The 16,044-nt window shown below is 41.8% G+C and carries 16 protein-coding genes; 9 read left to right on the top strand and 7 right to left on the bottom strand.

Annotated elements, in window-relative coordinates:
* Window position 1: 1 nt before the first annotated feature.
* Genes AT15_RS04495 through cheB form a run of 8 tightly spaced genes read left to right on the top strand, consistent with a single transcriptional unit; the run spans window position 2 to window position 10,220 of the window.
* Window positions 2-1,072, top strand: a complete 1,071-nt coding sequence (locus AT15_RS04495; RefSeq protein ID WP_068346787.1) for a HEAT repeat domain-containing protein — start codon at window positions 2-4, stop codon at window positions 1,070-1,072.
* Window positions 1,065-1,889: a CheR family methyltransferase gene (locus tag AT15_RS04490; protein ID WP_201029937.1), complete on the top strand. Its 825-nt coding sequence runs from the start codon at window positions 1,065-1,067 to the stop codon at window positions 1,887-1,889. Before AT15_RS04495 ends, AT15_RS04490 begins: the two co-directional genes overlap by 8 nt.
* Before the next feature lie 4 nt (window positions 1,890-1,893).
* The gene (locus AT15_RS04485; RefSeq protein ID WP_068346785.1) at window positions 1,894-2,262 is read left to right on the top strand and encodes a response regulator; all 369 of its coding nucleotides are present in this window, start codon (window positions 1,894-1,896) and stop codon (window positions 2,260-2,262) included.
* Window positions 2,263-2,266: 4 nt separating this feature from the next.
* The gene (locus tag AT15_RS04480) at window positions 2,267-4,369 is read left to right on the top strand and encodes a chemotaxis protein CheA (RefSeq protein WP_068346783.1); all 2,103 of its coding nucleotides are present in this window, start codon (window positions 2,267-2,269) and stop codon (window positions 4,367-4,369) included.
* A gap of 32 nt (window positions 4,370-4,401) precedes the next feature.
* Window positions 4,402-5,802: a GGDEF domain-containing response regulator gene (locus AT15_RS04475; protein WP_161484653.1), complete on the top strand. Its 1,401-nt coding sequence runs from the start codon at window positions 4,402-4,404 to the stop codon at window positions 5,800-5,802.
* 13 nt (window positions 5,803-5,815) lie between these two features.
* Window positions 5,816-7,741, top strand: coding sequence for a methyl-accepting chemotaxis protein (locus tag AT15_RS04470; protein WP_068346781.1), 1,926 nt, complete (start codon window positions 5,816-5,818; stop codon window positions 7,739-7,741).
* Between the two features lie 14 nt (window positions 7,742-7,755).
* On the top strand, window positions 7,756-9,180 hold the full coding sequence (locus AT15_RS04465; RefSeq protein ID WP_068346779.1) for a chemotaxis protein CheW: 1,425 nt from the start codon (window positions 7,756-7,758) through the stop codon (window positions 9,178-9,180).
* Between the two features lie 41 nt (window positions 9,181-9,221).
* Window positions 9,222-10,220 (top strand): chemotaxis-specific protein-glutamate methyltransferase CheB, encoded by a 999-nt coding sequence (cheB, locus tag AT15_RS04460; RefSeq protein ID WP_201029936.1) that lies wholly within the window; start codon window positions 9,222-9,224, stop codon window positions 10,218-10,220.
* Here the strand turns inward: cheB and AT15_RS04455 are convergent.
* The 5 genes from AT15_RS04455 to AT15_RS04435 are packed head-to-tail and all read right to left on the bottom strand — an operon-like array spanning window position 10,217 to window position 14,582.
* Window positions 10,217-11,581: an HD domain-containing phosphohydrolase gene (locus tag AT15_RS04455; RefSeq protein ID WP_068346777.1), complete on the bottom strand. Its 1,365-nt coding sequence runs from the start codon at window positions 11,579-11,581 to the stop codon at window positions 10,217-10,219. The two genes, cheB and AT15_RS04455, sit on opposite strands and share 4 nt — an antisense overlap.
* A 27-nt stretch (window positions 11,582-11,608) precedes the next feature.
* Window positions 11,609-11,812: a hypothetical protein gene (locus AT15_RS04450; protein WP_068346775.1), complete on the bottom strand. Its 204-nt coding sequence runs from the start codon at window positions 11,810-11,812 to the stop codon at window positions 11,609-11,611.
* A 15-nt stretch (window positions 11,813-11,827) separates the two neighbouring features.
* Window positions 11,828-12,256 carry a GNAT family N-acetyltransferase gene (locus tag AT15_RS04445; RefSeq protein WP_068346774.1) on the bottom strand — a complete coding sequence of 143 codons (429 nt, stop codon included), beginning with the start codon at window positions 12,254-12,256 and terminating at the stop codon, window positions 11,828-11,830.
* Window positions 12,253-13,350, bottom strand: a complete 1,098-nt coding sequence (locus AT15_RS04440; RefSeq protein WP_235598511.1) for a sugar phosphate nucleotidyltransferase — start codon at window positions 13,348-13,350, stop codon at window positions 12,253-12,255. The genes AT15_RS04445 and AT15_RS04440 overlap by 4 nt, the downstream gene beginning before the upstream one ends.
* 44 nt (window positions 13,351-13,394) lie before the next feature.
* Window positions 13,395-14,582, bottom strand: coding sequence for a glycerol-3-phosphate acyltransferase (locus AT15_RS04435; protein WP_068346770.1), 1,188 nt, complete (start codon window positions 14,580-14,582; stop codon window positions 13,395-13,397).
* A 41-nt stretch (window positions 14,583-14,623) separates the two neighbouring features.
* On the opposite strand from AT15_RS04435, the gene AT15_RS04430 reads away from it, so the two are divergent.
* On the top strand, window positions 14,624-15,085 hold the full coding sequence (locus AT15_RS04430; RefSeq protein ID WP_068346768.1) for a hypothetical protein: 462 nt from the start codon (window positions 14,624-14,626) through the stop codon (window positions 15,083-15,085).
* Here AT15_RS04430 and AT15_RS04425 read toward each other — a convergent pair.
* A complete protein-coding gene (locus AT15_RS04425) occupies window positions 15,078-15,311 on the bottom strand; it encodes a DUF2905 domain-containing protein (protein WP_068346765.1) in 234 nt (77 codons plus the stop codon). The two genes, AT15_RS04430 and AT15_RS04425, sit on opposite strands and share 8 nt — an antisense overlap.
* Entirely contained in the window at window positions 15,312-16,037 is a 726-nt protein-coding gene (locus AT15_RS04420) for a class I SAM-dependent methyltransferase (RefSeq protein WP_068346763.1), read from the bottom strand.
* Window positions 16,038-16,044 lie beyond the last annotated feature (7 nt).

Raw genomic sequence — 16,044 nt, 5'->3', positions numbered from 1 at the left:
AATGAACAAAGAGCGAATTATGTCTCTCCTGGGTTCCGAAAGTCCTTTTGAAAGGCTGCAAGCTATAAGAATTGTTAGAGACCGGAATCTTTTCAGCCTTTCCGATATTCTCGTTGAAATGCTTAGAAAGGAAGAAAACGAGCTGGTTTCTGAAGCGATCGTGGAAACTTTGAAGAAGTTTGATGTTCCTGAAGTATCAAGAGCTGTTTCAACTCTCTTCGAGGAAGATAGGTTGTACTTGAGAGATCTTGCAGTGGTCATCCTGGCACATCACAAAAAAGCTGCGATCCCGGTGCTAAAAGAAAAAGTTAAGGATAAAGACAAGCATATTAGGAAACTCGCACTAGACACGCTGATACTCATGAATGACCCTCAAACCATCGATATTATCTCATTAGCACTCGATGACAGTGACACGAATAATCTAATCGCTGCAATAGAAGCCCTCGGCGATTTTGAAGCTCACGATCACGCCCCAAAAGTGCTTTCAATTCTGAAAGAGGCTAGAGATAGCTTCTTGATAGTCGCCTGCTTTGAGTCCCTTATGAAGATCGGCGACGAAGCTATCTTTAGGGAAGTGAATAAAGCCTTTCCAGATCCCGAGTATTTCCCGGATTTTTTTCTCGTCCCATATCTGAAATTTGCTGTAAAGTTCCCATATCGAGACTATTTCCAGATGTTATTAAGACTGGTGAAGAAAAAGGGAGAAAGCTTTCACAATGAGATTATCGATCTGATAAAGAGTTACGTTACTTTTAACAAAGAGCTGGAACCTTCAAAAAAAAGAGAGCTGTGCTCAGCGATATGGGATCTATCCCGAGGTAAGATCCCTTCCATAAGTAAATACGAAGCGATCAAGCTTCTTGGCCAAACGGGCTGTAAGGATTATGAACAGAAATTGATTTCCCTGCTCGATAGCGATGATTTCTTTGAGCAAATAGGCGCCATCGAAGCTCTGGCATTCATAAATTCAAAGGAAGGAATAGAAGCCATTAAGGAAAATTTATCTAAATTCCCCTCAGAAGAATTAAAAGAAATAGCAAAAGAGGCGATAAAAAAAGCGAGTGAGTGAATTGGAACTAAACGTGCATGAATTCGGGGAATTGAGAAATTTGATCTTTAGAAAATGTGGAATATATATGGATGATAGCAAGTTGCTTTTTTTGAAACGCAGGGTAATCCAGAGGGTTGAAGATCTCGGGCTTTCTTCGATTTCAGATTACATAAAATTCCTCAAAATATTTGACAAGAAAGGGATTGAAATCCAGAAACTCATCAACCTCATCACCATAAACGAAACATATTTTTTCAGGGAATTTGATCAGTTAAGGATCTTTGGGGAAACATGTTTGCCGGAAATTGCTGAAAAAAAGAGGAAAATAAGAATTCTTTCAGCTGGAAGTTCAACGGGCGAAGAGCCTTATACCCTTTCCATTATTGGATTAGAAATGCTACCGAAGGGATTTGATTTTGAGATTTATGGGATTGACATAGACATGACAGCAATTGAAAAGGCAAAGGCGGGGATTTATGATGCCAGAGCCGTAAAAGACGTACCAAAGGCTTATCTGGAAAGGTATTTCGAAAAACTTCCGGAGGGTTTTCTGATAAAAGATGCCCCGAGGAAAAGAGTGAAATTTATCCATCTAAACCTTAAAAACGGCAGGGGGTTAATGGAGCTTGGACAATTCGATTTTATATTTTGCAGAAATGTCTTAATGTACTTTCCCATGGAAAATAGGAGACAGATTGTGGAGAATTTTTACTTCATCCTAAATACCGGAGGATACATTTTTTTGGGAGCTTCAGAATTCCTGAGCAGGATTACACAGGCCTTCACAATGAAGAAAATAGAAGGTGTTCATGTATACATGAAACCAGAGGGGTGATAGGATGCCCAAAATACTGCTTGTAGATGATTCACCTATTACACGCAAGTTTCATTCATATATTCTAAAATCAGCCGGATTTGAGGTTTTTGAAGCGGGAGATGGAGGGGAAGCATTAGACTTACTCTTTTTTCATGGTGATTTTGACTGCCTGATAACCGATTTGAACATGCCGGGAATGGATGGCGTTACAATGATAAAAAAAATAAGGGAGAGCGAAGCCTTTGAGGAGCTTCCTATAATCGTTATAACCACTCTTGACAGGCCCGAAGATAAGCGTAAAGGAATAGAGGCCGGGGCAGATTTCTATATTGTGAAACCCGTTGATCCAGAAATGCTTGTTGAGAGTACCAAACTTGCCCTTGGGGAGTGAGATTGTGAAAAGAGAAGAGGCAATAAGCAAGCTATTAAAATTACTTGACGAAGTTTCAAACAACAGGAAACTCCTCCCAGAGGTAAAAAAGCTCCTTCATGACCTCGGGGAAACGGACATAGCTGATGAAATAGAAGAATCGTTAACAAGTGAAAAAGGTACAAAAAAGCTGGAAGAGATAAAGAGCAGATTGACTGATTTAATAAAGGCAGAAACTCCGGAAAAGTCATTTGAACCTGATGGAAAGCTTGCGGAAGAATTTCTTTCCGAATTTTTTGAAGAGCTGAACATGCATTTAACGGAAACAGAACAGCTTCTTCTTGAAATTGAGCACGATTTCTCCACCGAAAAGCTAAAAGAGATTATGAGGCATTTTCACACGATAAAAGGAGATTCCTCGTTGGTTATGAACATGGTAACACCGGGCATTAGAAGAGATCACCTTTCCATTATCAACAAAATCGCACACTCCCTTGAAGAGCTTTTTCAACGCACGCAGGCTTACGGCTCTTCTTATATTCAAAATAGACTTGATGAGCTATTCCAGATACTAAATGCGTTGAAAACCGCTGCTGATAGTCCCGAAAAACTTTCTGAAACAGAGGAACTCTTTGAGAAAGCCGAAAGTCTCCTGAAAAGATCTGGCAAAACCTCTGATAATTCTATTGAAACAGTGAAAGCATCACAAAATATATTGAACCAATTTCTGGAATTTATAGAAGAAGGTTCTTTAGCGCCCCATCAACTGAAGCAGCTTGCCGAAAACGCCAAAAAGGGACTGGAAAAAGCTGGAAAAGTTGAGCAATGTAAATTGGTGGATGAAATTGTGTATGCCCTTGAAAAGGGGGACTCCCGAAGGCTCAAAAATGCAATGGGGTTGCTCAAAAAAACCTTTATCAAAAGCACCGTTGGCCCTTCTTTTGAAAAGCCTGAAGAAAAAGATGAAGATACCGAAAAGGAGAAATACCTGAGAGTCGAACGAGAAAAGTTAGACACCATGCTAAACCAGATTTCGGAGCTTTCAAACCTTGTGCTTTCCCTGGAGCAATCAGAAATAGCTGAAAGCCAGAAAAAGCTCATCAGGAATCTGAAAAAGCTTAGCTCTGCTATGAGCAGGACTGTAATTTCTGTAAGAGCAATTAAGGCCGATGAGCTTTTCAGCCGTTTCAGGCTAACCGCAAGGAACTTCGCACGAAATCAGGGGAAAAAAGTGCTCCTTCATATTGAAAAAACAAACGTAGAAATTGACAGAGACATTTCAGATAACTTTGTTCCGCTTCTCACGCATCTTTTAAGAAACGCAATAGACCATGGAATAGAACCCCCTCAGGAGAGGATAAAGCTGGGAAAGCAGGAAGAAGGAAATATCACCCTTAGAGCTGAATACAAAGGAGGCTTCATCTTCATTGCTGTTGAAGATGATGGGAGGGGCATTTCTGTTGAAACAGTTAAGGAAAAGCTCATCGAAAAAGGTATAGCAACTCCCGAAGAGTTGGAGAAGCTTTCAAACAGCGAAATTCTGAATTATCTTTTTTTGCCCGGATTTAGCACGAAAGACAGGGTTTCAAAAATCTCCGGTAGGGGTGTGGGGCTCGATGCTGTAAAAAAGGCTGTCGAAAACATGGGCGGTCATGTTATGGTCAACAGCAAAAGCGGTGAAGGCACCACCTTTACCCTGGCAATTCCGCTAACGCTTTCAATAGTGAAATGCATTATTTTTGAGGTGTCAGGGCAGAAATTTGCCATTAAGTCCGATGAGATTTCGAAAACGCTGAGCTTTGATCCTTCAAAGATAGCAGATTATGGAACTTATTCACTGCTATCCCTTGAAGGCAGAAGCGTCCCGCTTGTACACCTTTCGGAGTGCTTCGGAATAAAGAAAAGCAATTCGCTTCAGAATTCAGATAGAAATTCCCTTGCCTTTCTGATTTATGATAGAAACGGCGAAGAAATGGTACTTGTCATTGATAAAATCCTCTCAGAAGGAGAATTTCTTGTCAAGCACCTGCCAGAATTGTTGAAGGGAGTATTCAGTGGCGCTATCTCTCTTGGCAGAGAAGGGCTCGCATTACTCATTGATTTGAATGCCCTGTTAAACATAATTTAATGCCCGATCGAAAAATTCAGGAGGGGTTGATGGTGAAAAACAAAGTTCTTGTGGTTGATGACAGCACTATGTGGAGAAATACTCTGAAGACTGCGCTCGAAAAAGCGGGATTCACTGTGGAAACAGCCGTTGATGGTATCGACGCTTTGAACAGATTTTTTCATTTTTTGCCAGATGTTCTTGTCACGGACTACTTAATGCCAAGGATGAACGCGATACAACTTACCCAACTTATCAGAAGCTATTCAAGTTTTCAGAATGTGGGTATTCTGATACTCACAGGCACATCGGATTTCGTAAACGAATTCTGGGCCAAAAAAAGCGGTGCTAACCTTTTCTTAAAAAAGAGCAGCAACTTGAAGGGACTAATTGAAAGGATCATGGAATTTGCCGCCAAAAGCACATTTCACAGCGGATGGCACAGAGATATATACAAAACCCACGAAATACCTTTTGGGGAGCTTTCGGATATATTAGAGGAAAAATTGAAAATAGAGGCAATAAATAGAGAATTGCTTTCATTGCTCAAAAATATAGAGGACGAAGATAGGGTTATCGCATATACGACCGACTTGATCAAAGATTTTGTGAATTTTAAGTCGATACTGTGGTTGCTCATTTCCCCTGTTGGAGGAAGGATATATAGCCTTCCAAAAATTGGCAATTCCACTGATGAGTTGAAGAAACTGCTCATTGGCAGGCTGTTGAAACCACTCACACCTTCCAGATGGCACTATAGCGGAATATCATCGAAACTCGAACCCATCGAATTCGACCAGGCATTATCTTTTCCACTGAAAGTCAATGGCGAGGAAAATGGATTGGTCTTAATTGAGGGGGCTGAAAATAAATCATCGCTTGAAGGTTTTATGGATTATGCATTAGAAAGCCTCAGCCTGCTGGCATCAACCCTCAATAATTTCTGGGAACAAAAGACCGCATCGACAATTGACTTCCTCACATCTTTATTCAACAGGCGCAGTGGTATCATGAAAATAAAAGAATTGCTTATGCTGCATGAAAGGACTAAAATTCCTTTTACCATAGGCATGCTTGACATTGATGATTTCAAATCGGTAAACGACACCTATGGGCACAATGTAGGAGATGAAGCCCTCAGGGAATTTGGGAAGGCCGTTTCTGATTCTTTAAGGGAAACAGATATGGCATGCAGATACGGGGGCGAAGAATTTTTGGTGGTTTTTCCGGGAGCCGGGATTAACGAAGCCAGGAGAATCGTTGAGCGCTTAAAAGAAAACTTTGCAAAGATAGATTGGAACAAGCTACTGAGCCTGAATCTCCAGATAACCTTTAGCACAGGTCTTGCAGCTGTGAAAGAAGGAATGGGTTTATACGATATTATTGAGAAGGCAGATAAGGCTCTATATATGGCAAAATCTTCCGGGAAGAACTGCATAAAAATAGAAGAGTAGCGGGGGTGAAAAAATGGCGGAAAAAAAGAAGCTCGAAACTCCGGGTACATATGTAACAAACAAAGCGATTTCAGGTCATACAAAGCACGAAATTGAAAAAAAGGCTAAAGAACGCGCCAGAACGCGCAATGAAGCAAAGCGCCTTGCAGCTTCGGAGCGCATTTCTTCCGCAACGGAAGAACTCCTTTCAAGCGTTCAAGAAATAAGCTCAGCCAGCGAAGAACTCAATAGATCAATGATGCAAATAGCTGCGGGGGCGGAACAATCATCGTCAGCTGCCGAAGAAACAAGGGTGGCGATAAATCAGGTAAACAAAAACATCAAAGAGATCCTGAACATGATCGATGATATCTTTGAAAGCTCCAAGTTAAGTCAGGTCAGGGTAAATGCAATGATAGAAGATGTTAGCACAGTAATCAGCTCCCTGACTGAAGTTTCAAAGAGAAACGAGGTTTCCGCAGAAACCGTGGGCAGGTTGAGCGAAAGAAGCGACAGTGTTAAAGAAATAGTTTCCACGGTAGCGGAAATTGCTGATCAGATTGGACTTCTGTCACTGAATGCAGCTATTGAAGCTGCAAGGGCAGGAGAACACGGTGCGGGTTTTGGCGTTATTGCTGAAGAAATCAGAAAATTCTCAGAGATGGCTGAAGAAACCGCCATAGAAGTTTCGAAAAGGGCAGACGAAATCCAAAATACCATAGGCGAAGTCGTGAAAAGCATAGAAGCAATTGTTTCCGATACAATGAAAGATGTGGAAAATAGCAAAGAAATTACAGAGCAATTCGGGGATATAATCGATAAATACAACACACTGGTGGAGCACCTGAAGCTTTCCGCTCAATCAATTAATAGAATAAGCACATTTTCCAGCGAATTCCTTGCCGGTGCTCAAAGAATAGCTACTGCGTCTGAAGAATTGAGCGCAGCCGCTGAAGAATCCTCGAAATCAATAGACGAACAGGTAAAGGCTCTTTCTGAGATTACCTTAGCTGCCCAGGAGCTGGTGGAGCTTTCTGCTGATTTAAAGGGCACAGCTAATCCCCAAAGAGCTGCGGAAATTCTTGCAGCTGCTGCTGAAGAGCTTTCGGCAAATATCGACGAGGCATCGGCGAGTTCTGAGCAAATCAGCACCGCCCTTAATCAGCTGAGTTACTCCAGTTCTGAACTTTCACATCAAATAGAGAAGATGGAAAAAATGGGCAAAGAAACTCTGGAATTGCTGACATCCCTTGACAGAACGATTGCCGATGATATGAATATGATGCAAAAGCTTCTGGAAGTAGTTCTATCAAACAAAAAGAAAGTAGAAGCCCTTATAAACAGAGTAAACACATCTGTTAAGGCTTTTGAGAACATAGGGGAAAATTTGCTTGGCTTATCCGGCGTAACACGCGATATAACAAAAAATGTAGGAAAAATCGATAAAATATCCACTCAAACGAACATGCTTGCTGTTACAGGATTCATTGAAGCGGCAAGAATTGGAAAACCGGGCGAAGGTTTTTCGGTTGTTTCATCAGATATAAGGGAGCTTGCTAACGAAACCGCCAAAAACAGCGAAGAGATAGAATCGGCGATTTACTCCATACAGAAAGAAGTTGATAAGGCATACTTTGAAGTGGCCGATAACAGCAGGATAGTTGCAGCAGAAGCACTCAAATCGGAAAAGTTGATCAAATCTTTGGACGAAGTAGAGGTTATTACCGCTAACCTATCAGAAAAACTCGGAAAAATAAACTCAATGTCAGCTGAAATAGCAAGTGCTATGGAACAGGTACAGAAATCCGTGGAGCAGATAAATAGCTCTGCGATTGAAAGCGCTTCGGCTATCGAAGAAACTTCAAAAGCTGCCAGGGAGCAAGCCAGAGGTATGGAAGAACTGACAAAATCGATTGAAGAAATCGCAGCCGTTTCTGATGAACTTCGCTCCAAATGGTAGCTCGAGGTGGTATTATGACTGAGAAATTGTTTCTTTTTTCTATTGGTGAAAACCTGTTTGCCGTTGAATTGAATAGAGTGGAAGAGGTATTGAAAGTCCCTGAACTTTTCAAAGTCCCCCTCACGCCGGAATACATAGCAGGCGTGGCAAATTTCAGAGGTCGATTCATACCTGTAATTGATCTGCATCAAAAGCTCTTTAACAGAGCCCCGGCAGTTCCTTCAAAAGAGCTTGTTGTGTGCAATTTAGGAGAATATGTTGGTTTTCTTGTTACAAGCAGGGAAGGAATAGTGGCTATGAGTGAAGAGAATTTCAAGGAAACCTCAGAAGAGCTGATCAGGGGGATATACATAGAGAATGATAGAGAAATAAGGTTGCTCGATGCAAAAAAGCTTGTCAAAGCCAAAAAGGAAGAGGGGTTAAAGCAAAGCGCGCTTTCAAGGAAAACACCCACATCACCCAGAGCCAAACAAAAAGAGAGAGGATACCTTGCGTTCAATATTGCCGGGAAGGAGTTTGCGTTCCCGCTGGAAGCGGTAATCGAGGTAACGGGGGCTTTGGAGCCCAGGGAAGTTCCCAATCCGCCACCAGGCATCTCCGGGATTGTCAAGTGGCGGAAATCGGTTATCCCCGTTGTGGATACAGCAGGGGTTCTCGGCATGAAGCGGCAAGGCATAAAGAAAATGCTCGTTACAAGAAGCAAAGAAAACACTGTCGCTTTTCAGGTGGAAGAAGCGGTTGGAATTGTCAGGTTGTCAGAAGAAAGCATTAAACCGGCTCCTGCGTATGTCAGGCGTAAAAATCATACCGAAGTTTCAGGAACCTACAGCTCCCCTGATGGCACATTGACTCTGATACTTTCACCTGATGCCCTTCTGGATAAAGAGATAGTGAATTTTGCTTCTGAAGTAGAGAAAGCGAGTGAAGTAGCTGTGGAAAATCATAACGAAGCTATAAAAGAAAAATATCTGTTTTTTGGTATCAACGAATGGATTTTTGGACTGAATGTGAAATATATCCTGGAGTTGAAAAACAAAAAGGATATTGCCAAAATCCCCCGCTCGCCAGCTTTTTTGGCTGGTGTCGTTGAAAGGCTCGGAAATATAGTACCTGTTATAAACACGGGCAGGTTATTTTCTCTTGATGTACATGAAGAATTAACCAGGCTTGTTATAATTGAATACGGGAAAAGCAAAATGCTTGGATTGCTAACCAGCAAGCTTCTGGGTATATATTCATTGTCAAAGGAGGAAATTGTACCGCTTTCGGCGAGCTTCGAAGAAACTGAAATCGCCCGTTTTATCGAAGCCACGGCAAGAATCGAAAACAGGGCTGTCTTCCTTTTAAAACCAGAAAAACTCCTTATGGCTGATGAGGCCAAAAAAGTAAGTGCGAGCATAAGAAAATATAAAAAGGAGAATTCTGATGGAAAAAATTAGAGTGCTGATAGCTGACGATTCCCCCCCTCACCCGCAGGCTTTTGAAAACACTGCTTGAATCCGACCCGGATATTGAAGTAATAGGGTTAGCGAGAAATGGTTTTGAAGCCGTTGAAATGGCTAAAGAACTTTATCCCGATGTGGTTACTATGGATGTTATCATGCCAGAAAAAGATGGATTTGAAGCTCTTAAAGAAATTGTTGAGAATGCAATTGCTCCGGTCATAATGGTTTCGATTGTAACTCAGGAAAATTCACAGGAGGCTTTAGAAGCTCTGGAAATCGGTGCCTTCGACTATGTCCCTAAGCCTGAGAAAAGCACCATTTCAATCATGGATATAAGGGAAGAACTCATTTCCAAAGTAAAATCTGCGGCACATTATTCAAAAAGCACACCTCTTTTGAAGCTTCTGAAAAAGAAAAAAACGGAGGTTAAATCTTCATCAGGAGAAAAGGCGTTTCCTGGGGAGTTTTACGCTGTTGCAATTGGTATATCGACAGGAGGTCCAAAAAGCATTTATGATGTCCTCCCCTTGTTGCCGGAAAACATAAACGCCGCCGTTTTTCTGGTTCAGCACATGCCTCCTTCTTTTACAAGGGGTTATGCGGAAAGGCTTGATAAAAATTGCAAACTCAAAGTTGTTGAAGCGGAAGAGGGAATACCGGTAAAGCCAGGTATGGTATATGTTGGCAAAGGCGGCTACCATTTGAAACTGAAAAAACTAAATGACACCGAGTACGCTATCCACCTTTCGAAAGTTCCAAAACACATGTTCATGCCTTCAGTTGACGTGATGATGGATGCGGTTCTTGAAGTTTTCGGCGAAAAGACAATAGGAGTTCTTATGACTGGCATGGGAGATGATGGAGCAAATGCCATGGCACGTATCAAAAAGGCGGGCGGCTATACAATAGCGGAATCAGAAGAAACTGCTGTGGTTTTCGGAATGCCTCAGAAAGCCATAGAACTCGGTGGTGCGAATGTGATTCTCCCTTCACATAGAATTGCCGAAGAAATCACCAAAATTTGCCAGCTTTAGTAAGGCTCATCATTTTCTTTTAATGAACCAATCACCAGATTGCCTTCTTCCAGAGCTTTTACGCATGCATCAACAACTCGGGCATCATAGAGCTTACCTTTATTTTTTTCCAGTTCGTCAAGGGCTACATTGAGCCCGAGAGCAGGTCTATAAGGCCTGTGATTGGTTATGGCATCTAACACATCTGCAACAGCCAATATACGTGCCTCAAGCAGTATTTCATCGCCTTTCAGGCCTATCGGGTAACCGGAGCCATCCAGGCGCTCATGATGTTGCCTGACGATTTCGGCGATTTCCAGTGGGAAGGGAATATCTTTCAATATTTGATATCCATTTTCAGCGTGCAGCTTCACAAGCTCCATTTCAAACTGATTCAATTTTGCAGGCTTTGAGAGAATCTCGGAAGGCACTGAAACCTTCCCGACATCGTGCAAAAGCGCTGCTATGTAAAGCCATTTAGTTCTGTCTTCTGAAAAGCCCAGCCTTTTCGCGATTTCTGCAGATATTACAGCTACATTTTGTTGATGCTCTGCCGTGTAGCTGTCTCTGCTTTCTGCTATTTTGCTTATTGTCCTTACTGTCCCCATTAAGGTCTTTTCAAGGTGCTTGTAACTCTCTTCAAGCTTTTTTCTGGACTGAAATCTTTCAGATATGTCATTCATGGTTATGAGCCAGCCGTGGAAGTTTTTTCCTCTAACCTGCGAATAATTAACGGATACAGGTATATTCTTATTGGCAACAAGGTATCCTTCAAAGGGAATTTCGCGCGTAATGAGTTCTACCCCTTCTTTTTCTTCAAAATCCCTGAAAACGAAAACATCTCTGAAATTTTTTCCGATGAATTCAGATATTTTCTTTGAAAGCAATTCTTCAGCCCGGGGATTTGCCATGACAATATTCTCGGCGTCGTCAATGGCAATAACCGCCTCCTTCATGCATTCAAGAACTGTCGAGAGAAACTCTTCATCTGCCTGAAGCTCTCTTTGAGCTTTTGAAATTCTGAGCGCAGCCAGAATACTTATTTTTAAAATGTTCTCCTCAAAGGGTTTGGGAACGAATCCAAAGGGCATTTCATCGGAATCTTCTATCAATATATCTATTAGCTCATCCGGGATTAGCAATACTGAGTGGATATTGTGGTTTTCTTTAAGCAAGACCTCCAGCTCTAAAAGATCTTTGTCTTCTTCGTTCTGAATGTCTATCACCGCAAGGTCAGGTGTATACTGCCTTATCTTTTCTGCAATTTCTCCGGCTTCTGACACGGTGAAAACAGCCGGGCTTCCCCAACTTTCAATGAGCCTTTTGAGATATACTCCAAAGATCCTGTTCCTGCTTACAAGAAGGATAACGGAATTTTTCATATTGATGCTCCCTCCTTTGCCTTGCAATCAACGTGTCAGAAGCCTTGCTACCAACAATACAAGCCCCAAAATCAGCAATAGGGGCAAAAATACTATGGCGATGCCCACTATCACGAAAATAACGATGATCACAACCCCAAGGCCGGCACCAACTGCTACAAGAGCCGGGAAATGCCTGATAGCCAGATAGAGTAAAAATAGAGCCCCAATAATTGCAAGAAAACCTGTCATATATGCCTCACCCTTTCAATCATCTAAGTCTTTTCTGAAAAATATTTCGCCAACTCTTCCCCTGTTTAAGGCAGAGATCATGCCACATTCATAGAAACCGGAACTTCTGTGCCAATGCTGGGGTTCGGGTTCATTGGCCTGTGATGAGCTCAAAAGAAAAGAATACCCCTTCATTCTCAAATATCTTTCCAGAAAGCGGAGCATTTCCCTGCCGCAACCTTGCCCTCTATATTCGCGGAGCACGTATATCAGACCGATAAAAGGAACTTTATGCCACAGGTATTCAAGCCTTAGATAACCCACAGGCTGATTGTCTTGCGTCGATATTATCAACTCGTTCTTTCGCATTTTCTCTTTCAGCAACTCCTCTGGAAGTTCGCCATCGATACCGGAGCAAAATGCTAGTTCTGTCTCTGTAGCGAACCTGACTGCAAAATCACTCATGGTTCACTCCTCACATCCTTTACAAAATCACCGTAAAAACTACCGGATATCCTTCCACTTTCGCCGTTGAGCTTCACGAAATACTCCGGGCTTATTAGCACCTTTTCAAAGGTAATCCCCGGTAGCAGTTTCACATAGTCCATTATATAACTATTCTTTATTGCTGTGCCCTTTGAAATAAAAGCATTTGCACCGATCATAGCCGGGCCAATAATTTCAACACCTTCCTCTATAACAGCGGCGGGCCCAATCCATACGGGGGGAACGAGTTTTGCTTCAGGATTTATTTTAGTGCCTGCACCAATCCATAATCCTTCCGAAAGCCTTTTCCCGTGGATTTCAAATTCGTTGATTTCCCCTTTAAGAGCCTTCTCAAGGATTTTTAAATAATCTGACGTTCTGCCGATATCAAGCCACTGAAAATCCATATTGACCGCATAAATCGGAGCCCCTGCTTTTACAAGGGCAGGGAAAAGCTGGCTCCCTATATCGTAAAAGGTGTTATCGGGTACATTTTCGAGCACTTCAGGCTCGAAAATGTATATGCCGGTATTTGCAATTCTTGAAAGCGCTTCTTTAGCTGAAGGCTTTTCTTGAAAACTCTTGATGCGACCTTCGTCGTCTGTTACGACTATACCGTAATTTGATACCATTTCTGAGGATACTTCTTTGGTAATAATTGTAGCCATTGCGTTATGTGAACGGTGAAAATCAAGGGCCTTTGTTATGTCGAGATCCACAATAGCATCACCGCAGAGCACTATAAAGGTTTCGTCAAAAAATCCATATCTCTGTTGTATCCGCTTCATACCCCCAGCGGAGCCTATGGGTTCTGTTATGAGATTGCCTGAGGCATCAAAATGCCCCTCAAAGGAATAGCCAATGTGAACCCCATATTTGTATCCATCACCAAGAAATTCTTGAATCTTCCAGCCGAGGTGAGATATGTTGAGCATCACCTCTTTGATGCCATGCTTTACCAGCAGTTCAACCAGAAACTCTACAACAGGTTTGTCGATTATCGGTATCAATGGTTTGGGAATATGGTTGGTGATAGGCTTTACCCTTGTTCCCCTGCCCGCTGCAAGAATCATCGCTTTCAAAACAATCCCCCCAGAAAAATGGTATTAATATTATATCAGCTAAAAAGGTACATAACGAGGCCAGATAGCAATGGGACAGAGACGTTATCATCAATGTGTAAGGGTAGCAGCTCAACTATCGTGGCAACAACACCGCCCGTGAGTGATAGCCAGAAAGGGACAAATGCATACAAAGAAAGCACATACGAAAGCACAAAAGTTGCCGTTAAAAATGCCAGGCTTCCTTCAAGGGTTTTGCCGAATATTTTCCTTCTTCCAAATAATTTACCGGCGATTTTTGCGCTCATATCACCAAAAATGGAGAAACTAACAACGGCAACGGCTGTTTTTTGATCAAAAAGCAGGAAAGCTATGAAAACCCCGAGCAGAAATCCTGTAATGCTTGAAATTCTTTCTTTTTCTGAACGCTTGTACATCTGTGGAAAAAGCCCATTGAGGACCTTTTGGGCTCCTGGCAAGAGAAGCCTTGAAATATCAAGAAAAGCAAATAAAGCGAGGGTAACGCCTATCAGCAGTATGAGCCTTTCAACTGGTATGAAGAAACTGAGCGCCGGGAAAGAGAAGGCAAAGGGTCTTATGAGCACTCTCCACAACCTGAAATTTTCATTTTCAAGCTTTAAAAGGTTGTACTTCCTGATGTTTAGGGTACTGATAACGAAAATATATATATTGCAAGTCAATATATAGAAAGATTCAATTTCTGTAAAAAAGCGAAAGAGCATGATGAAACTGAATGCAGGTATTATCACAATTGCGAGCATATTTTCCTCTCTGGCGATCAGGATTACAGAGCCAATCAGTGCAAGAAGAAAGCCCAGATCAGAAAGTAAAGGAAACAGCTCGTAATCAGGAATGAGCCTGAAGAGAAAATAGAGAAGTAAACCGGTTGTTGTCGCCGCTCCTCGCCCTCCACGGAAGTGAAGATAAAAGGGGAAGACATGTCCCAGCACTGCGGCAAATCCACTGACAAAGGCTATTGTTTCAGGCAATCCAAGAATACTTCTCGCGAATAAGAGAGCAGCAATACCTTTAAGAACATCTATAATTGCGGTCAGCATTCCGGGTATCAGCCCAACTTCTCTTAACACGTTCGTGGTACCGGCGTGTCCTGTTCCCCTTTCTCTTATATCCTGACCGGTCAAAAAGAGCGTCAAAAAATAAGCGGGTAAAATACTGCCGATAAAATAGCCAGAGAAGATACCCAAAAAAGCCCTAATTAGCATTTTACTACCCCCGATAGTATAATATCAGAGAAGGGAGAATGATGGAAAGAAACGAGAAAAATACTCTTTTAAAACTTGATCTGGCACGTCAATTTGAAGTGCTTGCAAGGCTTCTTGAAATCATGCGTGAAAATCCTTTCAAGATAAGGACTTATCGTTTTGCTGCGCGAATTATAAGAAATCACCCCAAGGAAAGGCTCGATGAAGAAGACATTAGAAATCTATCAGAACTAAAAGGGATAGGATCCGCTGTTGTTGGCAAATCATTGGAATATCTAAAACAAGGAAAAATATCAAAGCTCGAAGAAGTGAAATCCCTGTTTCCTGACTCCATTCTCAAGCTATCTTTGGAAACAAGGCTTCCCTCAAAGGTAATCTCTGTATTATGGAAAGATTATGACATTACTACGCCTGAAAGCATCCTGGAATTCTTAGAAGATTACAAAGACGTATTCAAGATACCTGAACTGGAAAAAAAGAAGATAAGGGATTTGTTCACTTGAAAAATTTTCCGAGAAGGTTGAAAAGCCAGAAAATACCCGTTATGACCCCGCTTATAAGTAAAGAGCTCGTTAAAGGAAACCAGAATTCGAATCCGTCTTTCGAGAACCTAAAATCACCTGGTAACCTTCCTAATTGAAGCCCGAATTTCTTAAAGGCGTATAGGATAATCGAAACAAGAATTAGCAACAATCCTATTTTGAAGAGAAAACGTTCCAAAGAAGCCATTTACTGCTCCTCTTTTTTCAAAACAAAAACACTAAAGCAATAACTGAACTCGGTGCCTTCAAAGCTTCGCATTATTGAGTCTATGGCTTCATAAGGAAATTCGAGAAGCAAGGCCCTTTTTATCTCTTCCCGGCTTTTTCCCCGCCAGATGGTTTTCACGATTTTGTGTTCAAAGCCCTGTTGTTCAAAGAAATCTTCAACATCTTTTTGAATATTGTCTAAACTTCTTCCATAGGAAATTCTTAAAAATTCGGCGAACATCCCTTCGGAATAATTATTCTGGACATTGAAAAAAAGGCCACCTGATTTCAATATCCTTTTCACTTCTTTGATGCCTTCCTCGCAACTTTCTGTGTATTTCATAGAAGGGCCGAAAAAATAAGCCAGTCTTGCAAAGGCTATATCCGCGATATTGTCCTTAAGGGGAATGTCTTCGGCGAATCCCTTTACAACACTAAGATTTGATTTGAAATCTTTGCACTGACGCTCATAGAGCTGTTTTAGCATACCCGGAAGGGGTTCAACGGCATAAACCTCTTTGCAGCTGTTTGCAAACCTATGAGCGTGAAATCCAGAACCAGCTCCGATATCCACGAGTACTTTTCCTTCTAATGAAGTGTATTCCCTTATTAAGCGTTCCACTTTTTGATCCGGGTCTATCATTGAATTTTGCAGTTCATACAGTTCAGGATTTTGTGCTCCGGGATAAAAGTAAAGATTTGGCATGCTTTCC

This window comes from Kosmotoga arenicorallina S304, from assembly GCF_001636545.1.
In the GTDB taxonomy this organism is placed as follows: domain Bacteria; phylum Thermotogota; class Thermotogae; order Petrotogales; family Kosmotogaceae; genus Kosmotoga_B; species Kosmotoga_B arenicorallina.
This window is presented reverse-complemented; position numbering and strand designations above follow the sequence as displayed.

What these genes read in the sequence shown, in the direction of transcription:
- AT15_RS04495 (WP_068346787.1), top strand. Translation starts at nt 2, where the DNA reads ATGAACAAAGAGCGAATTATGTCTCTCCTGGGTTCCGAAAGTCCTTTT.
- AT15_RS04485 (WP_068346785.1), top strand. Translation starts at nt 1,894, where the DNA reads ATGCCCAAAATACTGCTTGTAGATGATTCACCTATTACACGCAAGTTT.
- AT15_RS04470 (WP_068346781.1), top strand. Translation starts at nt 5,816, where the DNA reads ATGGCGGAAAAAAAGAAGCTCGAAACTCCGGGTACATATGTAACAAAC.
- AT15_RS04465 (WP_068346779.1), top strand. Translation starts at nt 7,756, where the DNA reads ATGACTGAGAAATTGTTTCTTTTTTCTATTGGTGAAAACCTGTTTGCC.
- AT15_RS04455 (WP_068346777.1), bottom strand. Translation starts at nt 11,581, where the DNA reads ATGAAAAATTCCGTTATCCTTCTTGTAAGCAGGAACAGGATCTTTGGA.
- AT15_RS04450 (WP_068346775.1), bottom strand. Translation starts at nt 11,812, where the DNA reads ATGACAGGTTTTCTTGCAATTATTGGGGCTCTATTTTTACTCTATCTG.
- AT15_RS04445 (WP_068346774.1), bottom strand. Translation starts at nt 12,256, where the DNA reads ATGAGTGATTTTGCAGTCAGGTTCGCTACAGAGACAGAACTAGCATTT.
- AT15_RS04440 (WP_235598511.1), bottom strand. Translation starts at nt 13,350, where the DNA reads ATGATTCTTGCAGCGGGCAGGGGAACAAGGGTAAAGCCTATCACCAAC.
- AT15_RS04435 (WP_068346770.1), bottom strand. Translation starts at nt 14,582, where the DNA reads ATGCTAATTAGGGCTTTTTTGGGTATCTTCTCTGGCTATTTTATCGGC.
- AT15_RS04430 (WP_068346768.1), top strand. Translation starts at nt 14,624, where the DNA reads ATGGAAAGAAACGAGAAAAATACTCTTTTAAAACTTGATCTGGCACGT.
- AT15_RS04425 (WP_068346765.1), bottom strand. Translation starts at nt 15,311, where the DNA reads ATGGCTTCTTTGGAACGTTTTCTCTTCAAAATAGGATTGTTGCTAATT.
- AT15_RS04420 (WP_068346763.1), bottom strand. Translation starts at nt 16,037, where the DNA reads ATGCCAAATCTTTACTTTTATCCCGGAGCACAAAATCCTGAACTGTAT.